This is a genomic window from Pedobacter sp. JCM 36344 (genome assembly GCF_046546555.1).
Lineage (GTDB): Bacteria > Bacteroidota > Bacteroidia > Sphingobacteriales > Sphingobacteriaceae > Pedobacter.
In genome coordinates this window covers 82,623-107,514 of the sequence record NZ_JBKHKK010000004.1, presented here as the reverse complement: position 1 = coordinate 107,514, position 24,892 = coordinate 82,623, and the positions used below count along the sequence as shown (strand labels likewise).

Sequence of the window (24,892 nt, the reverse complement as noted above, 5' to 3'; positions counted from 1 at the left end):
AGAAGGCTTCTTTTGTTAACCTGAAAGAAACAGAATATCTAAAAAACTGTGATAATTGCCCTAATCTGACAAATTGTTCCCAAAGTTATCATTCCGTGTTATTATCTTTGAGGATGATTTTCAGTACCATTAAAAGGACGCCAAAACACATTGTTTTTATCTTTTTGTTTTTTGCTTTACAACTCTCACCGTTCTTTTTGCCTTATACCTATGCGCAAATGGCTGATAAAGTTAATCCATCTCCACTTAGATTTCCAACGCCGAAAGGGATTGCTAACCAATTGTTTTATCTCCAACGGGACCCTAATAACAACACCCTTATCTATGAATTGAACATAGATAATAGTGGTAATATCGATGAAGATCAACCTATCCTAGCCTATTGGATCCGGTATGACGAAAATAAATCCAAGAAAGAGCTCTCTTACGTGCAGCGAAAGTTCGCATATGGTATAGATTCAAAAAAAATTAACAAGGATCAGTTTGAGTTGCGCTTTGTATCTCATAAAAAGTTGCCGTTTTATCTTAGTAAATCCGCAGAAGACAAAAAGTTCCACGTATACGTTACAATAAATAATAAGAAGTTGCTTCTAGACCGCATCTTCGTGCGAATTGAAGGCGGCTCATTCTGGATTCCCAATGTTAAATATGTGGAATTAAGAGGGATAAATCAAGCCAACGATACCGTAGTAACCGAGCGATTGGTAGTTTAGGTGTCCATTCCTAAAAAAGCTATACACAATTAATCGTGTATGGAAACAAATAAGGAGGAGTTCAAGTACTCCGAAAGAACCAGTAAAGCTCAGAAATTCGATCGTCGGCTAATTGAACATATTGTTCGTTTGGCGGAGGGAGGTGCTCCTAGTAGAGATCTCACCAATACTTATGGGATGACTTCTACAACCCTTGGAGTTTGGATAGCGAAACATAGTTCGTTATTGCTCAGACGTAAAAGCTATACTGTCTCTGAGAAAAGATCTGTTGTCCGTGCTGTCAACTCTGGCATGTCTGTGAGTAAAGCTGTGATTACTTACAACATATCCTCCAGATCTGTAATTCAAAGGTGGGTTAAGGATCTTTCAGAAGAAAATATGGAAATTAGTATTTCTAATCCCATTGAAATGCCTAAAAACCCCACTCTTAAATCCGAAAACGCGGAAATTAAAGCTTTGAAAAAGGCGATCACCAGTGGAGGATACAGGATGAAGGTTTAAGAGATGAAATCGTACTCCAGCACGTATTTGAAATACGCAAAAGCCAGAAAAGAATAGGCACATCAAAGCTTCACTTCATGCTGCAGGAGCCATTAAAAGAGCATAACATCAGCATAGGAAGGGATTACCTCTTCGATCTCATGAGCGACCATGGCTTACTGATCAGACAACGTAAACGAAAAGCAATAACAACAAATTCAAGACACTGGATGCATAAATACAACAATCTAATCCAAGAACTACAGATCTGCCGCCCGGAACAGGTCTGGGTCAGTGACATCACTCAGACAGAGGGTCACAATACTGCTGCAAAAACTATGTAGATATGCTGGTAAGCAATAACATCGCTATCAGTATGACACAAACCGGAAGCCCTTATGACAACGCGATTGCAGAAAGGGTGAATGGTATTCTCAAGGCCGAGCTTGACTTATAGTCAAATCAAATTAAATCATAAACCTGTATAGCCATTTTAGGATAGGACAAAGTTAGGGTTGTAATTTGGGCAAGTCCAATGCAAGTCCAATGTAAAAGCAATGCAAGTCCAATTTGAACCGTTAAAAATTGGACTTGCATTGCTTTTACAATTGTTTTAAATTGAATTTAATTAAACTTCTATACAACTAACGTAGCTACCTCTCCTTCTCTGAAATCCTAATTATACTGCAGTCAACTCTAGATGATATTTGATACCTCTTCGCTTTCTGGTCTGTTCGAACCGACCAGAAAGCGGACAAGAAACGTAGACAATACGGCGAAGGAACCCCGAGAGTTAAAGCTATTGCCGACTTCAGGCTCACTATGCTAAAAGAGGTAGATACGAGGCTATTAAGGGTTAGTGCTAGTTTTCTATAAGACCTGCTGCCTGTTCATCTAAAAACCAGGTGAGTGTCCCGTTGATCGGAGCAATTAGTTGGGAAGGGTAAAGGTGAGTGTTCTTTTCTTCCTCCGACAATACATGTTGTACTGCCTCTGCTTTCGACTCGCCGAAGACCAAAAATGCAACATTTTTAGCTTTATTGATTAACGGAGCAGTAAAGCTTATTCTGTAGGTAGACAGTTTTTCTACGTAAACAGAAGCTATCGTCGCCTCAGTATTACTTAGTATGCTAGTTTCAGGAAATAATGATGCGGTATGAGCATCGTCACCCATACCAAGTAATATGAGGTCAAACGCAATTTCTGTGCCTTTAAAATGGCTCTTAATTGATTCTTCATAAGCAATTGCTGCCTGGTCGGGCTCCAGCGCAGTATTCAAATAGAAAATGTGATCTTCAGCAATCTCCAATGGCTCAAGAATTGAGCGCTTCGCCATTAGCCCATTATAACTTTCGTGATTCGGCATGACATTTCGCTCATCTCCGAAGAAGAAAAATACTTTAGACCAGTCAATCTTATCCTTATATGTTGTAGCTAAGATTTCGTATAATTTCTTAGGGGAATTTCCTCCCGTCAATACGAAATTAAAGGCACCTTTTTCTAATATCGACTGCGTGGCAATGTTCAGGATATACTCCGATAGATCGTGGAATAATTCTTCTGAATTATTGTAAATTAAAACACTCATTTAATCTTTATTTAGTGGTAGGGTAAACCAGTGGAAACCATCCCTAGCAATCAAAGCCTCCGCGTCCTCCGGGCCCCATGAATCTGCCGTGTAATTTGGAAAACTCAATGACTTTTTATTTGCCCACGAATTGACCACAGGCATCAATAATTCCCATGCACTTTCCACTTGATCAGCACGCATAAATTGGGTTTGATCACCAGTCATCACATCAAGCAGCAGTGTTTCATAAGCTTCTGGAGTTTCCGTATTGTAAGTTCCTTTATAGTCAAACACCATATCAACCGGATTCAATATCATGTCAAGCCCTGGTCTTTTTGCTTGTACTTGTAAACGAATGCTCATTTCTGGCTGGATGCTGATAATCAGTCGGTTTTGCTGCCAGTGTTCAGTAACGGCAGGGGGGAAGATCTGATGCGGGACATCCTTAAATTGGATGGTAATCAATGAGGAAGTTTGGAACAGTCGTTTTCCAGTTCTCACATAAAATGGAACGCCCTGCCATCTCCAATTGTCTACAAAGAATTTTATTGCTGCAAAAGTCTCTGTATTTGAGTCTGGAGCTACGCCGGTTTCATGCCTGTATCCAGGTACTTCTTTTCCTTCCACCCAGCCTTTTGTATACTGTCCGCGAACAGTACTAAAACGGATGTCCTCAGGTGAAAAAGGTCGCATTGCTTTTAACACGTCAACTTTTTTATTTCTAATCTCATCTGCATCGAAGTTTATGGGGGTTTCCATGCCGATTAAACACAATAGTTGAAGAAGATGATTTTGAATCATATCTCTCAAAGCTCCGGCGCTTTCATAATACCCACCTCGGTCACCTACGCCAAGTTGCTCTGTTACAGATATCTGTACGTGGTCAATATAAGTTCTGTTCCAAAGTGGCTCAAGGAATGAATTCGCGAATCTAAAGGCCATGATGTTTTGAACCGTTTCCTTACCGAGGTAATGGTCAATTCTATAGATCTGTTTTTCCGTAAAAATGCCAGTTAAAATACAGTTCAATTCTTTCGCGGTTTCGAGGTCTCTTCCGAACGGCTTTTCGATAACAATTCTGCAATTTTCCTCTGTTCCCGCAAGTTCATAATCGGACAGACATTTTGCAATTAAAGGAAACAAATTTGGAGCAACTGCCAGGTAATAAATAACCTGCGTTTTCTCACCAAACTCCTGTTGGTATTTTTCAATTAATTTTTTCAAACTACCGAAAGTCTCGGGTGCTTCTACATCTACAGAAGTGTAGTGCAGATGGTCTGAAAACTTTGACCACCTCTCGTCTTTAACTTTTCCGGATCTTGAAAAACTATTGACCCCTTCCTCTAGCGCAGCTCTAAATTTTTCGTCGTTTAGCGGCTTACGTGCCGTTCCTATAATAGCGTATTTATCTGGCATATAGCCATCTGCGTATAGGTTATAAAGTGCTGGCGCTAACTTGCGCAAGTTCAAATCGCCCGTTCCACCAAAAATTACGACGATTGTTGGATTGAGACTGATGCTTGTTTTCATCTGTTGGATTTTGTAGTACTAATTATTTGCATTCCAATCGGCATGGAAAATTCCAGCTTCATCAATACGTTCAAATGTGTGTGCACCAAAGAAATCTCTTTGAGCTTGTGTTAAATTTAGTGGAGAATTAGCCGTTCTGAAAGAGTCATAGTAGGTAATGGCCGAAGCATAACATGGAATGGCTATGCCATTTGAAATTGCAGCGATTACTACTGCCCTTGTACCCGGTAAAATATCTTTTAGTTGCGACTGAATACTTTCGTCGCTGTATAAGTGAGGTAATTTCGGTTGTTTCGTGTAAGCCTGGAAAATATCCTCCAGCAACTCTGCTCTAATAATACATCCACCGCGCCAAATTTGGGAGATCTTTTTCAAGTTTAACTCATATTTGAATTCTGTAGAAGCTTGTTCCAGTAGATGTAAACCCTGTGCATAGGATGTGATCATAGCGAAATAGAGTGCCTGCTCCAGTTGAACTTCAAAATTAGCCGTATCTTTAATGTGAATAGCTTCGTGTGGCAATGAATTTGCCAGGGCAACTCTAAGTGCTTTGAATTTAGAGAGATCTCTGGTGCTTACGGCTTCATTAATAGTTGGAATTGGCAACTGCAGATCTACCGATACTTGAGTGGTCCATTTACCGGTTCCTTTAGATTTAGCTTCATCTTTAATAACGTCGATAAGCAATCCGCCGGTTTTCTCGTCCTTAACTTTGAAGATGTCCTTCGTTACTTCCAATAGGAAGGATTTTAGGCGACCGTTGTTCCACTTATTGAACAATGCATAGATCTGGTCGTTATTGTATTTGAGTCCGTTTTTAAGTAAATCATAAGTTTCTGCGAGGATTTGCATCATGGCATATTCGATGCCATTATGTACCATTTTTACAAAATGACCTGATGCACCAGGGCCGATATAGGCAACGCATGGATCTCCATTAACTTTAGCTGATACCGCTTCAAAAATTGGTTGAACAGATTCATACGCAGTTTTATCACCTCCTGGCATCATACTTGGTCCGAAGCGAGCACCTTCTTCACCACCAGAAATTCCCATTCCAAAGAAGTGAATTCCTTGTTCGGAAAGCTCTTTAGCGCGGCGGCTGGTATCGGTAAAATGGGAATTACCACTATCAATGATCACATCATCCTTATCGAGTAAAGGAACCAGTTCGGCAATTACACTATCCACAATAGGACCAGCAGGAACAAGTAATACGATTCTTCTAGGAAGTTCCAGGCTCTTTATAAAATCTTCTAATGACTCAAATCCTTTCAGCTGATGTGCTTTACCATCTTCCTCTAGTTTTTTAAGCATCTTCTCATCTTTATCATAACCCGTAACCCGAAAGCCTTTGTCGGCCATATTAAGCAATAGGTTTCGGCCCATCGTTCCAAGGCCAATCATTCCTAAAGTATAGTTGTTATTCATCTATTTATTGTTTTGGGGATGGATTGTGTAAACATGATATTTCTCAGCAACCTGCCAAAGTTTAGCACCTCCCTTGATACCATCTCTATTTGTTACCAGTCTTATATTGTGATCTAATTCAAAGTCGATATGTTTTGAATTTCCCCCACCTATATATAAGGTGTCATAGTTGAAAACTGTTTTATAAATCTGGATGATTCTTTGTAATCTTTCATTCCATTTTTTAATACCGATTTCTCCCAACGCTTCTGTACCGATGTAGCTATCGTAGTCTTTTCTCTTGGTAACAGGCAAATGTGCAAGTTCAAGATGTGGAAGTAGTTCTCCGTCATAAACCAGTGCGGTTCCAAAACCGGTACCAACGGTTAAAACGATCTCGAAGCCTTTGCCAGACACAATACCAAGTGCTTGTTGGTCGGCGTCATTGATGAGTCTGACAGGTAGGTTCAACAAATCACTTACTTGCTGAGCCAAATTTACATTTAGCCAGCTATTTTTAGCGAGGTTTGGTGCCGTTTCTACAATTCCTTTCTTTACATACCCTGGAAAGCCGATTGACACTTTACTAAAATTATCGTTAAAGGATTTTAGTATTTCTTTAATACAATTTATAATTGCTTCCGGCGTAGATTTTTTAGGTGTAGGGACTTTTATGAAATCGGTGACCATGTCACCGTCTTTGCTTAAAATACAGCCTTTAACACTTGTTCCGCCGATATCTATAGACAGTACGTTGGCGCTTTGTTTAATTTTTTGGACCTGCATATATGCTTTTTTAGTTAAATGGCCTATGTTTAATACAATTCAAAATAACAAATTTTAGTCCGATAACTGGCGAAGTAATTTTTTATAATGTGGAATAATTACTGATAAATGTCAAAATTGAGAAAAGTGTGTTTAATAAAAGTCACTCGTTCACGCTATTCTGTTTAACTGTATATTTTTAAGTACAAAATTAAAACCTCTAAGAATAAAGGAGTTGTCATTTAGGTAATGTTAAAGAATGTTAAAAAAAAATTATACGAATTATTTGCAATTAACTATTTCTTTCGTATAATTGTTAAGGGAATCGCCGAATTCGCACAAATGATCGGCCGTTAAATAAACCAAGTATATTATTTTATAAACCAAGCTATGAATCGAACTTTTACAAAAAATCTATGGAGTGATGCCTCACTTCAGCCCTTCAATCATCTTCAGAAACAACTTAGACCTACTTCAGGTACTTTTTTGTGCACGACTGATTATTAGTAAACCAAGCAAACCAAAACGATTTTGACTTATATTTTAGATGAAGTGAGTTTTTTCATTCCGTTATTTATTTTCGGGATTTGAAATAAGTTTCTTCAAAACTTAAATATTTTCATTACAATCAAACAATCAATAAACAGTTTTTTAATCAGTTAATACTTAATTATCTGTTATGCGCATTATTGCAACTATAACTTTTCTGGGTGTGTTGTGTACAACAACATACTCCTTCGGCAATACGGCTAGGTCTGCCTGTGTTACGAACCACTTCTCGTTTAAGGGAAGCTTCCAACAAGATACTACCAAGGCAGGTCGGGACACTACCAAGGTAGCGGACACCACCACCGTTGGTATTAAACCGATGATGAAAACGATCGCTAAGAAGCTTGAATCTAAAGGTAGTAATCTTGATCCTAAGAAGCTTTCTATTTTTCCCGCGATTTCTCTCCAACAGTTTTTAAAGGGAGAAGCTGCAGGTCTTTATGTTACTGAGCCATCCGGTGAGCCTGGAACTGTTCAAAACATGTTTATTCATGGAACGTCTCAACCGCTACTTTCTCAGCGTGAGGTTTTCCAAACTCAACCTTTAGTAGTATTAGATGGTGTTCCTCTTATAGGCGAGCACCCATTCGCATTTGATATCCAGCAATTCAAATTCGATAGAATCGGTCCTGCTACCAATCCATTGGCCAACATCAATATGGCAAACATTAAATCAGTTCAGGTTTTGAACGGATTGAATGCAACAGGTATTTATGGGCCGAAAGCTGCAAACGGTGTAATCTTATTGACTACGAATGCTCCTGGTTCAAAAAGAAGGATCACATTTGATAGCTATGTAGGTGTTGCTACGCCGAACGCAGTTACAACAATCAACGGTAAATTTGAAAATGATTTCAGAAGACAGTTTTATAATAAGTATACAGCAAATGGAGTCTATGGCGACAATGATGTATATCCATTATATTTAAGTGACTCATTGAATAATGATTATTACGGCCCATCTAATTGGAACGATCAATACTATGGATCGTCACTACAATATGGAGTAAATGCTAGCATTTCGGGTGGTTCTGAAACAGCGAACTTCCGTTTTTCTGTTGGAAGCCTTCGTAGTGCTGGTATTGCTGATGAAACTAAAGCCGATCGTTATGATACGCGTTTCATTATCAACATGAAACCGGTAAAGTGGTTGACATTCAGTGCAATGGTTAACGCAAATAGAGTGCAGCGTACGCGTAACAGAAATGTTCGCGATAGGTTGGCTCAGGTGAACTATCTACCTGATTTGAGCTCTCCAATCGCGCCAAACAAGATTAAATACGGACGGTATTTGGGAGAGTTTGATAAAGGATTTGATAAAAATAAGTCTAATATCATTGAAGGATACATTAAAGTTGGTATTGATCTTGGTAAATTCAAATTCGTATCTACCGCCGGACTTGACTATTATGAAGGTTATCGTGATATTTTCTTCCCACGTACTTTGCTGCAAACTACTAACTATGCGTCCAATTATTTTGGATACAATCAGCGTGCTACCGTTGATAACATCGCTACGTACGATTATGACCTTAATGAGGATCATAAGTTTACGTTTAGTTTAGGTAACACCATTCAATATGATACTTATAGGTATAGCTATGCATATGCCTACAAAGGAAGTAATGATTTTATCAAACTAAATCTATTACGTTCTGATCCAAACAGTCCAGGCAATTACCTGGAGCCTTACGTATTTAGAAGAGAGTTGGTATATAAGTTCTTAGACAGAACTAGAAATAATCAACTTTCATTCTACGGAAAAGCAGATTATAGTTTTAAAGACAAATACAACTTTTCTGCCTTATTACGCGCAGACGCGTCATCAAATCAACAGCCTACAAGCCGCTGGTTCTACTCTCCGGTATTGTCAGCTGGATGGGATATGAAGAAAGAGTTTTTTGCAAACAGCGAGACTTTCTCAGAATTAAATCTGAGGGGAAGTGTTGGCCGAATGGGTAGGTATGAAAACTTTGACAATTATGCTCAAGGTCCTCAATACACTGCATTTATTGGTTTCACAGGAAATCTAATTGCGCCTGGATACAATGGTATCGCAACGTTGACTCGTCCATATAATACTGGTTCTGTTGGCTATGGCCTTGAATGGGCATATACAGATCAGGCTAACCTTGGATTAGATGCATCATTCTTAAATGATCGCGTTCATGCAAGTATTGATGGCTATTATAAGCATGATAAAAACATGTTATTAGGAATTCCATCTGCCGCTGAATATGGTTATACTTCAGTTATCAAAAACGGTATGGCAATTCGAAATACCGGACTTGACCTTACCCTAAGTGGAGATATCTTCACCAAATCCAACACGGTTTCCTGGACTTCAGCTATTAATTTGAATTTCAATCAAAATAAGTTAACCGCTTTACCTGGTGGATTGAATCAAATCATTGTAGGTGACAGGTTATTGAAAGTTGGAGAAGCTGTTGACGGTTATTGGGTATTTACAAATGAAGGAATATATAATACAGATGCTGAAGTTCCATCGAATGGTGCTGGTGGCAAAATGGCTTATAATGGGCTTACGCTTAAGGCGGGTGACCCAAAATGGAAGGACATCAATGGTGATAATGCAATCACTGATGCAGACAGATCATTAAAAGGTCATGCTCTTCCAACCTTCTCTGGTGGTTTTAATAACGATTTTGGTTACAAAAATTGGACTTTAAGTCTGAACTTTTACTACAACCTTGGTCGCGACCTTATTAACCAGGAAATGGCGAACAGATTTGATTTCGTGAATCGTGAAGGATTAAATGATATTAATTCTGTAAGAGAGATCACTTTCTGGGAAAAACGTGGTGACTACTCTAAATATCCAATCTACAATCCATGGAGTTCAGTTTCTCCTTACCAGGTTAATCAAGACATGTTCTTAGAAAATGCTTCGTTTGTTAAGCTTCGCACCGTTTCATTAGGCTATGATTTGACGGATATGTTTAAGAAGAAGACTCCTAATGTAGCGCGTTTCTATGTGTATGGAAGTGTTCATAATGTTTTCACATTGACCAACTATACCGGACAAGATCCTGAATTAGCAAGTTTTACGGGATATGATACAGGTTATGGCTTGCAAATCCCAAGGACTTATACTATTGGTGTAAAGCTGGATTTTTAATTCCTGATCGTAGACAAATAATATTAAGTATCATTTAAAATAGAGAAAATGAAAAAAATAATTTTGCTGAGTCTAGTCTTCTTTTCCCTCCTTGCCGGAGGCTGTAAAAAAGCACTAGATGTCAACTCAACCCGTGTGGTGAATGAAGTGAACTATTGGAATACACTTGAAGATGCCCGTGCTGGTATCATGGGAGTGTACGGGTTAACCAGAGCAGCATTGGCCGATAACAACGGACACTGGATCTATGGTGATGTACGTATGGGTAATTTTGATAGCCCCATCCGTCAGGATCTAAAGGCTATCATAAAAAATGACCTGAATGCATCTTATCCGGTAATTAAGGAGCTATCCAACTGGAGAAGATTTTATGCGATTGTAAATGCGGCAAATATCTTCTTAGAGCGTATCCCTGAAGTGAAGGCGAATGATGCAAGGTATACACAAAACAATATGGATGTGGATATTGCTCAGGTTCGTTTTTTAAGAGCATATGCCTATTTCTATATGGTTAGGATTTGGGGAGATGTACCATTTTTAACTACCTCTCGCGACGGTAGTTTTGAAAATGTAGGAAGGACAAACAAAGATGCAATTCTTGAATTTGTTCAGGCTGAAATGCTCGCCTCTGCATTGGTATTGCCTTACCGTTACAGTGTGAACGATATTCAGCAACCGGGCTTGTACTATAATGAATATGATAGCAGATGGAACGGCGCATTAATTAGAAAGCTTACCGCTTATGGAATGTTAGCTAATGTTGCTGCGTGGCAAGGAAAATACACAGATGTAATTAAATACTCAAACATTGTACTCACTGACTACCCTAAGGCGAGTATGAACTATACCTCTACAACGTTCCTAACTCAACGGAATGGCTTCTTTTATGACAAAAGAAATGAGCATTTGTTGGCCTTTGGTTTTGTATGGGGTCACCAGGATGCTTCTTTTTCAGGAAATATGGAGTCTTTAGCATTAGCTGAGCCTGTAGTTAACAAGAGTATTCCAGATGTTTTTGTTCCAAAAGATTCGATTTTGACAATATTTAAGGAGACAAATGACGGTAGATTTAATATTGATACGACCGGGGTCACTCACTCTCAGGCCTACTTTACTAATTTTCTTGGGAGGTATCCTGTTTTCAGTAAGATTAAGGTCATGCAGGATGGCTCCACTGATCCAACTTTTAGGATTTATTCAAGTTCAATCGTTGTGTCGAGACTAGAAGATATTACTTTGTTAAGGGCCGAAGCTTATGCAGCTCTTGGCGAAAACACAAATGCGATCAACGATTTAAACACGGTTAGACGGTTGAGATACAATGTTGATAATAAGGGTCAGCTGAATGAAAGTGCTTCTACTTTTATAGCCTACGATGCTGCTAGAAATGGGGCTCCAGTCGATGCTATATTTTTAGAGAGACAGAAAGAATTCATGGGAGAAGGAATGCATTTCTATGATCAGGTTAGATACCATAAGATTAAGGGAACTAATGCCACGTTTTTGAACCTGATAAATACAGGTGGTATTTACTGGCCGATCTCTCGCGATCTCATTGCTCAGAACCCATTATTAACACAAAATTCATACTGGAAGTAATAAAGGAAAGAAAGACATGAAAAAATCAAATTTTTATTCAAGATTTTTAGTTGCGGCCTTGCTGCCTGCACTAATGTTTCAAGTGGGATGTAAAACCGAAGATGGTTATATAGATGGAAAGCCAGTTGATAATACTACTAACTTAACTACCTATGCTTATTTGAAAAGTAAACCGGGTGTTTACGACTCGTTGCTTTTTCTAGTTGACAAATTGGGTCTGCAGAAAACATTGGAAGACAGCACTGTCACAACTTTTGCGCCGTCTAATTTAAGTTTTCAAATTGCAATCAAGAACTTGAACCAAGTTCGTAAATCACAAAATAAGCCGGCCGTATATTTAAAGGAACTCGTTTCTGGCTTATCACTTTTACCTAAAGATTTACCGAAAGCAAAGGCGGACTTAGCTCACATTGACACAATGGTTTCTAGATATGTAATCAGAAAAAGTTTTCTATCAAGCGATTTCTCAGTTGGAGATGGTCAAACAATCTTTAGTGTTCGCCATGGTTATCCAATGCACGGTCAGCGCTTATATGCTGATGGTCAGGGATGGCAAAATGGTGGTTCAGAAATTATTGAGTTTGCCAATACAAAACGTAGCGTATTTGTTCCTAACTGGTCCAAAACTACAACTAGTTCTGTGAACATAAAAAGTAAAAATGGGATCATTCACTTGTTAAGACCCGATCATGTGTTCGGTTTTGATGAATTTGTTAGAAGATTAACTCTAATTCCACCACCAACAAACTTAATTTTCAATGATATAGCAAAGTATAGTTCTGCCCTTCCTAAACCCGCTTCACCACCGTACAGCGTTACATTTCGGGGAAATTATCAAGATGGACAAGTTTCCGGAGGAGAAAGAATCGATAAGTTATTTGACAATAACGTATTAACCAAATTTATTTCAAGGTTTACAGATCAGGGTAATGATCCGACGGTAATCACCTATAAGTTTTTTGGAGGTCCTGCTGTTGCAAACGTTTACACGCTAACCTCTGCAAATGATGCGCATCCACGGGATCCTAAAAGCTGGAGATTGGAAGGTTCGCTAAATGGTACCAATTGGGTTCAGTTAGATACGCGCCAGGATATCGATTTTAGTTCTTATTTTGAGACTAAACTTTTTGATTTTCCTAATACAGTAGCTTATGGTTACTACAGGCTTACGATTTTAACTAACCACGGTGACGGTCTTTTTCAAATGGCAGAATGGTCATTGAACTATAGGCAATTAGATTAAACGCAGAGATTTTAAACCAAAAGACTATTATGCAAAACGCAATTAAATATAAAGCCTTGATACTGCTTACTGCAGTTGTTGCTTTCTCTGGTTGTAGGAAAATATTTAACCTACCTGAGGAAAGAGATTATTTAAGTTCAAGAGCAGACTTTACAGTAAAGGCTTTCGATCCAAGATTGGGTAGAACAACTGTTCGTACCGGTATTTTCAACGCCGACAACTCCAGCTTCCCAATGACTTTCGAAATTGTTAACCCAAGATTTGGAGACGGAAGGGATGCTAGTGATATGTTAGCTGTAAAACCGACACTTGTTTGGACATCAGAGTACACTGGTAAAGAAAAAAGTATAGCCGAAATTGAAGCTAAAAGAAAGTTGGAGCCGCACCCTATGGTGGAGTTGAGGAGTTCTGGCGATTTTGTGTTGTGGCATACCGCCACTAAAGACCTGCTCAAGCCAGCTGATTCTATCATTTATCCTCAGAATATTAGATATTTTGATGTTAAGATTAGTAATTCCGGTGGTGCAAGGATTATCAAGAATTTACAATTTACGCCCAGGATAGATGTACCGTACGAACCTAGTCGTGATTACAATACGATCACTGGTGCACCTAACACTACTACTCCTGGTGGAAAGGCGCGGATTTTTAATTTCCCTAATCTGTCTGGTATAATTAGAGGAGAATTAACAAATACTCAGTTCCAGGGCGCAAACAATACAAATACCGGTTTAGTGTATATGTATATCAGAAAGTATACTGGCGACGGTGCAAATGGTAGCTCGTTGAGGTTTAAGTTTTTGAACAAGGATTCAGTAGCAATTGATCCGGTTAAGTTCGGTGATACCAAATGGAATCAATTGGTTCATGGATTTAACATGGTGAAGACAACTACTTACGTTCAATATGATGTCGCTTATCCAATCCCATTGGCGAGAATCCCTACACTGTACACAGCTGGTGGTCCGACGAGTACTGGTGGAGGTGGTGAGGCTTATGTTGAGTTTAGTTTCTCACGTCTTGGCTTTAATAATGTGCGGGAAACAGGTAGGATTTCTACCAACTTCCAAATATTTGAGAAGGGCGACTGGGAGATTGTATTCCACTTTAAAACAGTTAACCCGAAATTTGCGAACGATTAGATCCTAACGATAAAAAATTAATACAATGAGAAAACAAATTATTCTGCTATCAATTTTTTTCAGTTGCATTTTTCTATGCAAGGATTTGATGGCGCAAACCAAGAAGATTACCGTTAGGGGAACCGTGACGGATGCGGCTTCCAACGAACCTATGGTTGGAGCATATGTTTCCTCCGGAGTACCGTTAAAGGTTGTTGCAACCGTTAACGCAAATGGAGCCTATTCGGCTGTTGTTGATGAAGGTGCTACTTTAACATTTAGTTATGTAAGTTACGATCCACAAACAATTAAATTGAAACCTGGTGAAGCAATAAAAAACGTTCGGCTGAAAGAAACTAAGAATCAGCTTTCGGAAGAAGTAGTAATTAGGGGTTATGTCAAAAGAACCCGGGAGACTACAACTGGTTCATCATATATAGTATCCGGTAAGGAAGTACAAGATGTACCAGTAGGTAACGTGGAGCAATTGCTTCAGGGTAAAGTTGCGGGTTTAAATATTCAGAACAACACTGGTGCGCCCGGTATGCGGGGAAGTACAAACATTCGTGGTCTTTCTACGATCTCTGTAACTGGTACGGGTGAAAGTGCTTATTTGCAACCAACATCACCTTTATATGTAATTGATGGTGTACCGATGGATGCAGATAAAGCTTCTGAATTTGGTTTCGATCAGCAAGGTCCCGGTGTAAGTCCATTATCATTAATTCCACAAGAGGATATTGCAAGTATCGAAGTGTTGAAAGATGCAACTGCTACTGCACTTTATGGCTCACGCGGTGCTTATGGTGTTATTTTAATTCAGACTGTTCGTGGTAAATCTGAGATTCCTCAGGTTAGATATACCTCACAATATTATGTTTCGACAGTTCCACCTTTACGTCCAACATACGGTGGGAAAGCTGAACGTGATTTCAAGATTGCTCAAATTGAGCGATATGGCCAGTTTGAGCAAAAATATCGTATAAGCAACACGCCTTTTTTGGCGGATAGTTTGAATGCTTTTTATAACAACTCAACTGACTGGCAAGATATTTTTTATGGCAATAGATTTAATACAACTCATAACGTTGCTTTAGACGGTGGTAATGAGAAATTCAATTACAAAACTAACGTTGGCTACTTTTCACAGAGCGGTATCATTGAGAACACTGGTTTCGAGAGATACAGTTTAAGTATGAATATGGAATTCAAGCCTTCCACTAGATTACGTTTCTTTGGTCAGGTAAGAGGATCACTTGGTAAAGTAAAGTCAGGAAGTGGTACCGGAGTGTTGCAGAAAGTGGTTGACAACAGTGCAAATAGGTCTTCGCTGTTGCCTGGTCCATCATTCTTACTCGCGACAAGTGATGTGTTATCTACCTTGCAAATTAGAGAAAGTAGTGGTCCTAGAAATATCAATGCGCAGATGGATGCTAGTATGAGTGCAGGAACTACCGTTAATTATGATTATGTAACAGAAACTCAAGATAGGTTCCTTCCAGCAGCTGCCAATAGCCAGTTTGCACAGGTGTATAACTTCAGCGGTTATGGGTCTACGTTGTATAATAGAAACAACATCTCTTACGTAAAATCTATCAACGACAGTCATAACTTCTTTGGTAACTTATTTTCTGAGCTTTACGTGAGAAACAATCAGGAAGAAGCAACCCGTTTGGAGAGATCTCCAAATGATCAGTTTGAAGGTCCATTGGGATATGACGGTTACTTCTCAAGAGGTGGCGGTGTTTTGCAGACTTTCCGTGATTTGAAAACCGTTGCAATTGCTGCAGCTTTTACCTATGATTACAAGAAAAAATATGTTGTCGATTTAACTTACCGTTTGGATGGTTCATCTGCGAGTGGTCAGCTAGATCCATATTCTAAAAACCCTTCGATCGGTTTGAAGTGGAACTTCAATAAGGAAAATTGGTTCAAGAACTCAAAATGGTTAAACTACGGTGATATTAGGTTGACTGCGGGTCAGAATATCTATCCAAACGGTAGTTTGACTGATATCTACGGTGAATACAATCCGACAGGTTTTTACAACAATTCTCCACGTGTAGGTATCAACACTTTCCGTATACCAAACCCTTATTTAAAAGCTAAAAATGTTATTCAGTATAATTTTGGTGTAGATGTGGGTGTGTTTGATGGTAAATTGGATGTGATCTTCGATACTTATTACAAAAAAGTAGATAATGAATTGTTTACAAATGTATTGTCTAATACACTCGGCTTTAGTACTTATCAAAGCAACGGGGTGGCGTTAGCCAATTATGGTTATGAGTTGGCACTGACTAGCCGCCCATTGTCTAAAGAAAGTCCACTCCAATGGACCATATCATTGAACGGTGCATGGAATCAAGATGTGTTGTTAAGAATTCCTGATCAATACAATGGACAATACATTAACGAGATCAATCAAGATAACATTCTTCAGTTTATTGCTTTGAGAACCGGTAGAAATTCATTGTCAAATTATTTGTTCGTAAACAATGGTGTTTACGGTAGCACTTCGGATGTTCCTGTCGATCCTGTTACAGGCCTTCGTATGAGAAACCAAGATGGAGGGAATTACCTTAACTCTTATCAAGGTGGTGATGCCAGATTTGTTGATGCAAATGGTGACTACATAATTGATAGAAGAGACAGACAGGTTTCAGGTAATACTCAGCCTTTAATAACAGGTGGTTTTACTAATAACTTCCAATACAAACAATTTGGATTGAACATTTTCGCATCTTTTACTGCAAAACGTTCCGTATTAAACAATGCCTTAGCTAAACGTTTATTATTGTTAAGCGATCCATTCAATACTAATTCAATTCCACCAGCTGGAGATTTAAATATTTGGAAAGGTCCTGGGGATTCTAATGCGAGATATGCTAATGCCTATAATTATGCACATGAGGTATACATGAATAACTTTAGATACGAACAAACATTATGGCAAGAAAATGGTAGCTACTTTAAAATTAATCAGGTTACATTTTCCTATAGTTTGGACAAAAAGCTTGTTAAGCGGATAGGATTGAACAACATTCGTACATTCGTATCAAGCTCGAATCTAGTGGTATTCTCTCCTTACTCGGGTCCAAATCCAGAGAACGTAACTAGCTTAGGTAAAGATCTTTCAGCGGGTTATCCGAATCCAAGAACATTCACACTAGGTTTTAACGTTACATTTTAATTGAAGTCACGAAAAACAGAAGACATGAAAAAAATTATAATATGCTTATTGATTGTGGTAAGCGCTTCACAATATGGTTGTAAAAAGTTTCTGAGTATTACGCCAATTGATAGGTTAACAGGTAACAATTTTTACCAGAATGTCGACGATGTCGAAAGTAACATCACCGATATGTATGGGCAGCTATTCGATAAATACACCGCAACGGCATTTGCTGGTGCAACAGGTGAGTTCCGGTCTGGAGAGGTAATTCCAGCAGTACAGGGTGGCGAAGGAAGACGTGGTACAGGAAGAATAGGTGGACATACCAGACAGACTCCTGATCCCCAGGGAAATCTTAGTAAACAGAATATCCCGATCAGTACTGTCAACGATCGTCTTCTTTTAGATGCAATTGACAATAATCGTGAATGGGGAGGTTACAACTTTCGTGATTTGACAAATTGGGATGCCTATTACCGTGTAATCCAGGCAGCAAATATTTTAGTCAGTAAACTAGAGGAAGGAATCCCTGCACTTACTGCTGAGCAGACCAAGAGGTACATTGGGGAGGCTAAATTCATCCGTTGTTTTTGTTACTTCCAGATGGTTAGACTATATGGAGATGTTGTATACTATACCACTCCATATCAGAAAGATCCAATTCCAAGAGAAAATATGGTTTCGGTAATCAATAAATGTATTGAGGATTTAAGAGGACCTAAAAATGATCTTCCATTGACCATAGGCGATCCATCACTTAGAGGTGTTAGGGCAACTCGTGGTGCTGCTATTGGCCTACTGATGAATATGTACATGTGGAATGCTGGATTTGATCCAACCCAAAAAATGAAGTATTACACCGAGACGGCTGCTTTGGGTGAGGAAATTGTAGCTAGCGGTGCTTTCAGGTTGCTTAACCTTAACGAATGGTCTACAGTAGCTAAAGGTCGTTCGGAGGAGAGTTTATTTGAATTATTCAGAACCTTAAACTACAACACCGATTTAAATAATCCTTTTGCTCAAGCTAATGCCTATTCTCCATTCGGTGATGCATTCATTCACTTTCCATATAAAGTGCCGGAATATACACACCGCTATAGTTTCTCTGTATTTACGGAAGATTATTTAAGAAAGTTGTATCCTGATCTAGAAGATGGACGTTTGCAAACTTGGTTTACTGCTCCATTTGATCAGAATGCAGAGACTTTTCAACTGAAAAAATTTGCTGTTAATACTTTCGTTGATGCAAATAACCCTAACCTGGATATTAACCCGGATAATACTTACCTTATAATGAGGTATTCGGATGCAATTCTTTTAGCCGCTGAAGCATACGAGGAATTGGGTAACACGGCTGGTACAGATAAAATGATGAACATGATACGTCTACGTGCCAGGGCACCGCTTTTTGGAGCTGGAGCAATTGATGGAAATAGAAAAGATGCCATCTTCTGGGAGCGTGCAAAGGAATTGATGGGTGAGGGAAGTCATTATTTTGATCTTGTTCGTACTAAAAGAATTCTTAACAAATTGTACACTGATAATCCACTGACATCAGACAAATTTGGGAGAGGTGGCTGGACATGGCCAGTCGATGCATCCGCACTATCAAATAATCCGTATATGAGCTTGAATTCATATTGGATAGGAACCGGTCTTTAATCTAATTGAATATAACCAAATGAAAAATTTTATAAAGAAATATTTTACACCAATAGCTGTATGTTCAGTTTTTCTGACCATGATGGTGTCTTCATGTTCCAAAGACTACTTTGTAGATGGGGGGCCTGCAAAAGGCGAATTTAAGGGTACTATGTTACAGTATTTAGAATCTAATCCTAAGTTTGATACCGTTGCTCAGATCGTTAAATTGGCTGGATTAGAAAATGTTTTTAACACTGAACAGATTACTTTTTTTGCACCTACCGATGAAGTGATCAGACGAACTATCGGACTAGTAAATACAAATATTGATTTTTTGGGTGACGGGTTAAATCAACGCCTGTTCGATGCCAGAAAGGATACGATTAGAGTTTTAGCTGATGTACCGTCTGGAACCTGGAGAAAGTTCTTAATGCGTTACATGTTTAAAGGAAAGAATGTATTAAAAGATTATCCGCAGCTTGATTTCTTTCTTAAACCCCTTTTTCCAGGAGGCTTCTACACTGGTTACAATAATGACCTCGCTAATATTGGCCTTGTCTACAATAGCGCTAACAATGTTAAATATACAGGGTATAGACAGCTGTCTATTTCTTATTTGCCCGATCCATCAAACCCATTGTCGTTTATTCCTGCCGCCGTGGCTTCATCGGACATTCAACCTAGTAACGGTGTAGTCCATGCATTGGCGATCACAACTTTTGTTAGAATTGGTAATATTATGGGGAGTCTCGCAATTGGAGATGTGCTGACCAGTCGTGGTGCTAACATATTTGGGTTTAATGATGACTTTAACCGTGAGGTTCTTTTAAGTAGATAAGATGATGTTGTTCAGGTTTTTATATATTTAGTAGTATAATTCTGAAAATTGTCATTAGTTTTTAATAAATAAATATAAACAGTATGAAATTTAAATATACCAGTTTAGTAGTTGTGTTCGCCGGATTATTGATCGGCGGGTGTAAGGAGGCGGGAAAGGACTTCAAAAATCCTTATGATGGAGGCAAGGAAGCATTGGGGATCATCACCAATTCACAACAAATTCCGGTTCCTGAATCAGGTGAAGTAGGAACGATTGTAACCATCGCTGCTACAGGATTAGAACGCTTTGGAGCAGATCTAAAATTCAAATTCAATGGCGAAGACGCTGTGATTAAGAAAGTTACTTCTGCTGGAATAGAAGTTGTAGTGCCTCCAAAAGCAAGTTCAGGTGTAACTACCTTTGTTGTTAATGAACAAATTGTTTTTGGTCCTGCTTTTACAGTAACCGGTAGGGTTAAAGTTGACCCGACCTGGAAAAGTACTATAGGTGCCAGCGGTACAGTCGTTAAAGGTTTTAGATTGCCGGACAATAATATCATGTTGCTTGGTGATTTTGAGAATTATGATAACAAAGGAATTGTTAAGCCCATCAGACGCATTGCAAGAATTTTGAGTGATGGTACTTGGGATAGGACTTTGCAATCAGGTGCTGGTGCTACGGGGACTATTAACGATATGACGATCTTAAATGGTAAGTACTATATCGCGGGTGACTTTGGAGGTTATGCTCAAAGAAGCGGAGGATTAAGTAAAATCACACAAATCAGCAGTACTGGTACCATTGATACTGTTTCAAAGGAAACTTACTTGAAGAAGGCTATTTTTGTCTCTCAGTTTAATGGTGGAGTCGATCGCGTTATACGTAGCCTTTACACTTTTGGTGGTAAGCTTATTGCTACAGGAGATTTCAACTTTTATTTGTCTCGCCGATATGATCAGCCTAGTTATACTTACAAAGACAGTACTGTAATTGATAGTGTGGATGTTAGACAGTTGGTTAGATTTAACCCTGATGGTACACTAGATAAAACATGGAGATTTTTGCCTAACGCTCCGGGTTATAAAGGCATTCTTGGCAAAAGTTTGCCAGGTGGAAACGGGATATTATTTTCACTTATGCACACAGACGGAAAGATACTCTGTTATGGTGTCTTTGCTAAGTTTGATGATGCAACGGTTGGACGAATTATAAGATTAAACGCTGACGGTACGATTGATCCTACCTTCAACGCAGGAGGCGCAGGAGCAGATGATTTTATCGCATCTATCAGCTATAATGCCACAACTAACAAGTATGTTGCCGTTGGTCGATTTAAGTCATTTAATGGCAAGGCCTCCCGTAATATGGTGCAGTTAAATTATGATGGTTCAATTGACGCCTCTTTTGCGCCGAAAGCGTTTGAAGGTGGCGAGCCTTATTACGTGAAACAGCTTAGTGATGGCTTGTCGGTTATTGGTGGCGATTTTAAGATTTACGACGGAGTTTCTAGAAATGGTTTCCTTATTGTTGATAAAACTGGTGCATTAGCGGCAGGTTACAATACGATTGGTAACGTTCTTGGATCTACCCAGAAACTTAATGACGTTTTAGAAAGTACTTCTGTTGATGGAAAGCGCGCATTAATCTTGATGGGAAGCTTTAGTATCTTTGATAATAAGCCTTACAACAACATCATTAGAGTAACCATAGAGTAATAATGAGAGATCTGTTTAAAACTAACCAATTGAAAAATAAACTAAAGAGTATGAAAAATTTTAAATTCCAGTCATATATTGGAGCATCTCTCTTTGTAGCAACATTTGCCACGTCGTGTAAAAGTGACTTCGATAAAGTTACTCCTGGTGCACCGCCGGTTTCTACTAATGTTGATTATAAAGTTCCAAAGGTGCTTTACATTATTGCTGATGGGGCGAGGGGAACTTCTGTTAGAGATGCAGAAAGCATAAATATTAAGTCGCTTATTGGTAACTCGATATATACATGGACAGGATTAGCAGACACCACGAAAACTGATGCAACCAACTGGGCTGACATGGTTACTGGTGTAAAGAAAGAAAAACATGGTGTTATTTCTGAGGATTTCGTCGGGAACAAACTGACGCTATATCCTTCTATTTTTACCAGAATCAAAGCTACAAATCCTAAGCTTAGGATTGCAAGCTTTGCATCTTCTGAGGTGTTCAAAACAAAATTGACTGGAGGTACAGATATCTCAGAGTCTTTCGCGGGAAATGATGATGCAACCAAAACAAGAATGGTTGAGTTTCTTAAAACGGATACAGCTGCTTTAGTGTTGGGACAGTTCACTGGAGTTCAGACAGCTGGTAAAGCATCAGGATTTGATAACTCTTTTGCGCCATATAAGGCTGCCATTAATGCATTTGACGCTAAAGTAGGCGAATTGGTTGCTGCTGTCAAAGCTAGACCCACATATGCAAAAGAAAACTGGTTAGTAATTATAACTTCAAACCGTGGTGGCAAGTTTACACTTCCTGCGAATCTTGACGACAAAACTGTATTTAGTAACACTAATGCTAACGTCTTTACAGTTATCTACAACCCAAGTTTTAAGCCAACTTTTGTTGGGAAACCATTCCTAGGAAACTCTTTCGCCGGATCGGCCGTAAGGTATAAGGGTGATCCAGAGAGAACAGCTGGAATAACTGCTGCTGATAAGTCTGGCAATTTCAACTTTGGATCGAATACTAATTTTAGCGTTTCCGTAAAAGTAAAAAAGGGATACACGAAGAACAGGTCTCGTGGCGACTATTTTTATCAATGGCCATCTATACTTGGTAAGCGTGCGAATTCAGGATGGGGAGAAGGCAACCCAGGTTGGGATTTCTCGTTATTTTACAACGGCTGGCGCTTCTTTGCTTCTGGTGGTCCAAATTGGGGTGGTGGAACCGAAATTGGTGGTTTGGATTTCAGTGGAGACACCTGGCATGACCTAACTGTTGTAATTGAGAAAAAAGCTGATGGATTCAAATATGTGAGGGTTTACACAGACGGTGTTTTAGGAACAACAAATAGAAATGGTGGGTCCTCGGCGACGCCTTCCGCAACTGAAGTAAGATTAGATGGTCAGCCGAACTTTGACAATAATGCACCTGTGCGTGTTGGATACAGCCCAGGAGAAATCGATGGAGATTTTGGTAATATCAATATTAGCCTGGCTGAATTGAAAATATGGAAAGTCGCGTTACCTGACGCCGTTGTCAAACAGTATGCATGTGATCCTACTATGGATTCAAGTCATCCTTATTATGATTTCCTAGTTGGATACTGGCATTTGAACGAAGGATCAGGATCTTCGATGAAAGACTTGGGACCATTTGAAGCTAACATGACTTTGCAGGGTACCTACGCATGGGAATCATTCACTGACCTTCTTTGCTCACCAACTGTAACTGCTCTAGGAAATCTTGTTCCAAAGAACTCTGACTTACCTGCGCAAATTATTAGTTGGTTTAATATTCCTCGTCAAGAGTCTTGGGCTTTGGACGGTAAAGTTTGGATTTCAAATTAAAGCATTCAGCGGAGCCTGAAAATGACTCCGCTTACACAAACTATTTATAATCTTGTATATGAAAAAAGTTTTTACGCTATTGCACTTTTGCCTTCTTGCAACTGGTGCATCTTTATTCATGTCATGTGAGAAAGAAAAACTTGCTGACGTGTTGTCAAAAGAACAGTTTGATAATGTAGCAATTTCTCTCGCTACGAAGACTGAAATTGGTACGGGAAGTACTTTTACCTTAACAGGTGGAGAATTAACTGTTCCCGTTACTGTTGATTTTTCTACTGCCACCACCAGAGCTTTTACAGTTCAGCTTACAGCGAATGCTGATACCGTTGCTCAATTGGTTACTGCTGGAACTTTGGCCACTGGTACTGTGCCAATCAGCACAGGCTCATTCTCTATACCTACGGTACTTAACGTTCCAATTGGAGTTACAAAAACAACATTTAACCTTGTTGTTAGTCGGTCTTTCCTTGAGGTAAATTATGGTAAAACAGTTGCTCTTGCTCTGAAGATGACAAGTCCTGCAAAAGGTAATACTATTGCTCAAGGCAAAAGTGTCGGTATAATTACCATAAAAACGGCTGAAGCGATCGCAGCTGATGCAGTACATTACATTGGTTTCGCAGCAAGTACATTATTAGTTCCGGACAACAATAACTTTGTCCTTGGATCCCAGGATCTCACAATTACTTTGCCGATTTCATTATCGGGTATTGCTGGGCCAACCTTCACAGTTGATGTAACGAAAGATGCAGCTGCATCACAAGCGCTTATTACAAGTGGTGGTGTTACTAATGCTGCAATTTTACCTAGTGACAGGTTTGCAGTTGGAATCGGTAAGGTTACATTTGATCTATCTAAAAATACAACTAGTATAGTATTGAGCACTAATTTCTCGCAGTTAATGGCGCTTACTGATAAAAAATGGTTATTGGGTTTGACACTTACCAATCCAACAAAGTATCAAACCAGCGCTACCAAAAAGTCTATTGTTGTCATTATTGATGGTAATAATCTTTCTAGGCCATACATTGGTAACGAAACTACTTTAGTTCGTCCTTACACTGGTACTCCTTTTGTAATCTCGGGAACTATTGACCAAGCCTCGGAATTGATTCCTGCGGCAATTTACGATCTTGGTGGAGAGGGTGTGGCATTCCATGACAATGGCGGTAAAGATGGTGCTACTGGATTCCGTCCTAACGATCAGGTTGATATAGCTAATAATATTCCTCGTGTTGCTGTTGGATGGACTGGTGATGGCGAATGGTTGACTTATACTGTCAATGTGGAAGCTGATGGAACTTATGAGCTTAATTCAATTATCGGCTCCGCTGGTGATGAAGGTCGTTATACCATTTTCTTCGACGGGGTAGCTATCACTCCGTTGTTGTCTGCTAAAAAAACTCCAGGTGCTTATGGAGATCAACAGCCTAACTACACCACAGTTAGTCTTAAGAAAGGAAGGCATATATTTAAGTTCTTCATGAATAGAGCTACTTATGATGTAAAAGGCTGGATCTTCACCAGAAAAAGCTAATTACGATTCAGAATAATACCCAAACAAACCATAACCACCACAAGGAG

Annotated in this window: 18 protein-coding genes; 14 read left to right on the top strand and 4 right to left on the bottom strand. The window is 39.1% G+C overall.

The window, feature by feature from the left end:
* The first annotated feature begins 218 nt into the window (after positions 1-218).
* The 4 genes from ACHFIZ_RS05590 to ACHFIZ_RS05575 all read left to right on the top strand — a co-directional run bounded on the left by ACHFIZ_RS05590 (position 219) and on the right by ACHFIZ_RS05575 (position 1,650).
* The gene (locus ACHFIZ_RS05590; protein WP_410883699.1) at positions 219-713 is read left to right on the top strand and encodes a DUF4833 domain-containing protein; all 495 of its coding nucleotides are present in this window, start codon (positions 219-221) and stop codon (positions 711-713) included.
* A gap of 39 nt (positions 714-752) precedes the next feature.
* Complete coding sequence (locus tag ACHFIZ_RS05585; protein WP_410883697.1) at positions 753-1,214, top strand: transposase; 462 nt, start codon at positions 753-755, stop codon at positions 1,212-1,214.
* Positions 1,215-1,291: 77 nt separating this feature from the next.
* On the top strand, positions 1,292-1,537 hold the full coding sequence (locus ACHFIZ_RS05580; protein ID WP_410883695.1) for a hypothetical protein: 246 nt from the start codon (positions 1,292-1,294) through the stop codon (positions 1,535-1,537).
* Positions 1,538-1,539: 2 nt separating this feature from the next.
* Positions 1,540-1,650 carry an integrase core domain-containing protein gene (locus tag ACHFIZ_RS05575; RefSeq protein ID WP_410883693.1) on the top strand — a complete coding sequence of 37 codons (111 nt, stop codon included), beginning with the start codon at positions 1,540-1,542 and terminating at the stop codon, positions 1,648-1,650.
* Positions 1,651-2,055: 405 nt separating this feature from the next.
* Here the strand turns inward: ACHFIZ_RS05575 and pgl are convergent, their stop codons facing one another.
* From pgl to ACHFIZ_RS05555, 4 genes are read right to left on the bottom strand one after another with little or no spacing between them, the layout of a single operon-like run.
* Positions 2,056-2,781: a 6-phosphogluconolactonase gene (gene pgl / locus ACHFIZ_RS05570; RefSeq protein WP_410883691.1), complete on the bottom strand. Its 726-nt coding sequence runs from the start codon at positions 2,779-2,781 to the stop codon at positions 2,056-2,058.
* Positions 2,782-4,293 (bottom strand): glucose-6-phosphate dehydrogenase, encoded by a 1,512-nt coding sequence (zwf, locus tag ACHFIZ_RS05565; RefSeq protein WP_410883689.1) that lies wholly within the window; start codon positions 4,291-4,293, stop codon positions 2,782-2,784.
* An 18-nt stretch (positions 4,294-4,311) separates the two neighbouring features.
* Positions 4,312-5,724, bottom strand: coding sequence for an NADP-dependent phosphogluconate dehydrogenase (gndA, locus tag ACHFIZ_RS05560; protein WP_410883687.1), 1,413 nt, complete (start codon positions 5,722-5,724; stop codon positions 4,312-4,314).
* Complete coding sequence (locus ACHFIZ_RS05555; RefSeq protein WP_410883686.1) at positions 5,725-6,489, bottom strand: ROK family protein; 765 nt, start codon at positions 6,487-6,489, stop codon at positions 5,725-5,727.
* 658 nt (positions 6,490-7,147) lie between these two features.
* On the opposite strand from ACHFIZ_RS05555, the gene ACHFIZ_RS05550 reads away from it, so the two are divergent.
* The 10 genes from ACHFIZ_RS05550 (at position 7,148) to ACHFIZ_RS05505 (ending at position 24,845) form a co-directional block, all read left to right on the top strand.
* Positions 7,148-10,156 carry a SusC/RagA family TonB-linked outer membrane protein gene (locus ACHFIZ_RS05550; RefSeq protein ID WP_410883684.1) on the top strand — a complete coding sequence of 1,003 codons (3,009 nt, stop codon included), beginning with the start codon at positions 7,148-7,150 and terminating at the stop codon, positions 10,154-10,156.
* Between the two features lie 48 nt (positions 10,157-10,204).
* Positions 10,205-11,755, top strand: coding sequence for a RagB/SusD family nutrient uptake outer membrane protein (locus tag ACHFIZ_RS05545; RefSeq protein WP_410883682.1), 1,551 nt, complete (start codon positions 10,205-10,207; stop codon positions 11,753-11,755).
* Between the two features lie 16 nt (positions 11,756-11,771).
* A complete protein-coding gene (locus ACHFIZ_RS05540) occupies positions 11,772-12,998 on the top strand; it encodes an ATP/GTP-binding protein (protein WP_410883680.1) in 1,227 nt (408 codons plus the stop codon).
* Between the two features lie 29 nt (positions 12,999-13,027).
* Entirely contained in the window at positions 13,028-14,140 is a 1,113-nt protein-coding gene (locus ACHFIZ_RS05535; protein ID WP_410883678.1) for a DUF5007 domain-containing protein, read from the top strand.
* Between the two features lie 25 nt (positions 14,141-14,165).
* Complete coding sequence (locus tag ACHFIZ_RS05530) at positions 14,166-17,312, top strand: SusC/RagA family TonB-linked outer membrane protein (RefSeq protein ID WP_410883676.1); 3,147 nt, start codon at positions 14,166-14,168, stop codon at positions 17,310-17,312.
* Positions 17,313-17,336: 24 nt separating this feature from the next.
* Positions 17,337-18,956 carry a RagB/SusD family nutrient uptake outer membrane protein gene (locus ACHFIZ_RS05525; protein WP_410883674.1) on the top strand — a complete coding sequence of 540 codons (1,620 nt, stop codon included), beginning with the start codon at positions 17,337-17,339 and terminating at the stop codon, positions 18,954-18,956.
* A gap of 19 nt (positions 18,957-18,975) precedes the next feature.
* The gene (locus ACHFIZ_RS05520; protein ID WP_410883672.1) at positions 18,976-19,776 is read left to right on the top strand and encodes a hypothetical protein; all 801 of its coding nucleotides are present in this window, start codon (positions 18,976-18,978) and stop codon (positions 19,774-19,776) included.
* Between the two features lie 83 nt (positions 19,777-19,859).
* A complete protein-coding gene (locus tag ACHFIZ_RS05515; protein ID WP_410883670.1) occupies positions 19,860-21,473 on the top strand; it encodes a DUF5008 domain-containing protein in 1,614 nt (537 codons plus the stop codon).
* 50 nt (positions 21,474-21,523) lie between these two features.
* On the top strand, positions 21,524-23,308 hold the full coding sequence (locus tag ACHFIZ_RS05510; RefSeq protein WP_410883668.1) for a DUF4983 domain-containing protein: 1,785 nt from the start codon (positions 21,524-21,526) through the stop codon (positions 23,306-23,308).
* A 58-nt stretch (positions 23,309-23,366) separates the two neighbouring features.
* Positions 23,367-24,845, top strand: a complete 1,479-nt coding sequence (locus ACHFIZ_RS05505) for a hypothetical protein (RefSeq protein WP_410883666.1) — start codon at positions 23,367-23,369, stop codon at positions 24,843-24,845.
* Positions 24,846-24,892 lie beyond the last annotated feature (47 nt).

Bases quoted from the DNA above. Each gene is read 5' to 3' on its own strand.
- ACHFIZ_RS05540 (WP_410883680.1), top strand. From the start codon at position 11,772: ATGAAAAAATCAAATTTTTATTCAAGATTTTTAGTTGCGGCCTTGCTG.
- ACHFIZ_RS05525 (WP_410883674.1), top strand. From the start codon at position 17,337: ATGAAAAAAATTATAATATGCTTATTGATTGTGGTAAGCGCTTCACAA.
- ACHFIZ_RS05590 (WP_410883699.1), top strand. From the start codon at position 219: ATGGCTGATAAAGTTAATCCATCTCCACTTAGATTTCCAACGCCGAAA.
- ACHFIZ_RS05545 (WP_410883682.1), top strand. From the start codon at position 10,205: ATGAAAAAAATAATTTTGCTGAGTCTAGTCTTCTTTTCCCTCCTTGCC.
- ACHFIZ_RS05510 (WP_410883668.1), top strand. From the start codon at position 21,524: ATGAAAAATTTTAAATTCCAGTCATATATTGGAGCATCTCTCTTTGTA.
- ACHFIZ_RS05515 (WP_410883670.1), top strand. From the start codon at position 19,860: ATGAAATTTAAATATACCAGTTTAGTAGTTGTGTTCGCCGGATTATTG.
- ACHFIZ_RS05580 (WP_410883695.1), top strand. From the start codon at position 1,292: ATGCTGCAGGAGCCATTAAAAGAGCATAACATCAGCATAGGAAGGGAT.
- ACHFIZ_RS05550 (WP_410883684.1), top strand. From the start codon at position 7,148: ATGCGCATTATTGCAACTATAACTTTTCTGGGTGTGTTGTGTACAACA.
- ACHFIZ_RS05520 (WP_410883672.1), top strand. From the start codon at position 18,976: ATGAAAAATTTTATAAAGAAATATTTTACACCAATAGCTGTATGTTCA.
- ACHFIZ_RS05585 (WP_410883697.1), top strand. From the start codon at position 753: ATGGAAACAAATAAGGAGGAGTTCAAGTACTCCGAAAGAACCAGTAAA.
- ACHFIZ_RS05530 (WP_410883676.1), top strand. From the start codon at position 14,166: ATGAGAAAACAAATTATTCTGCTATCAATTTTTTTCAGTTGCATTTTT.
- ACHFIZ_RS05575 (WP_410883693.1), top strand. From the start codon at position 1,540: ATGCTGGTAAGCAATAACATCGCTATCAGTATGACACAAACCGGAAGC.
- pgl (WP_410883691.1), bottom strand. From the start codon at position 2,781: ATGAGTGTTTTAATTTACAATAATTCAGAAGAATTATTCCACGATCTA.
- ACHFIZ_RS05555 (WP_410883686.1), bottom strand. From the start codon at position 6,489: ATGCAGGTCCAAAAAATTAAACAAAGCGCCAACGTACTGTCTATAGAT.
- ACHFIZ_RS05505 (WP_410883666.1), top strand. From the start codon at position 23,367: ATGAAAAAAGTTTTTACGCTATTGCACTTTTGCCTTCTTGCAACTGGT.
- gndA (WP_410883687.1), bottom strand. From the start codon at position 5,724: ATGAATAACAACTATACTTTAGGAATGATTGGCCTTGGAACGATGGGC.
- ACHFIZ_RS05535 (WP_410883678.1), top strand. From the start codon at position 13,028: ATGCAAAACGCAATTAAATATAAAGCCTTGATACTGCTTACTGCAGTT.
- zwf (WP_410883689.1), bottom strand. From the start codon at position 4,293: ATGAAAACAAGCATCAGTCTCAATCCAACAATCGTCGTAATTTTTGGT.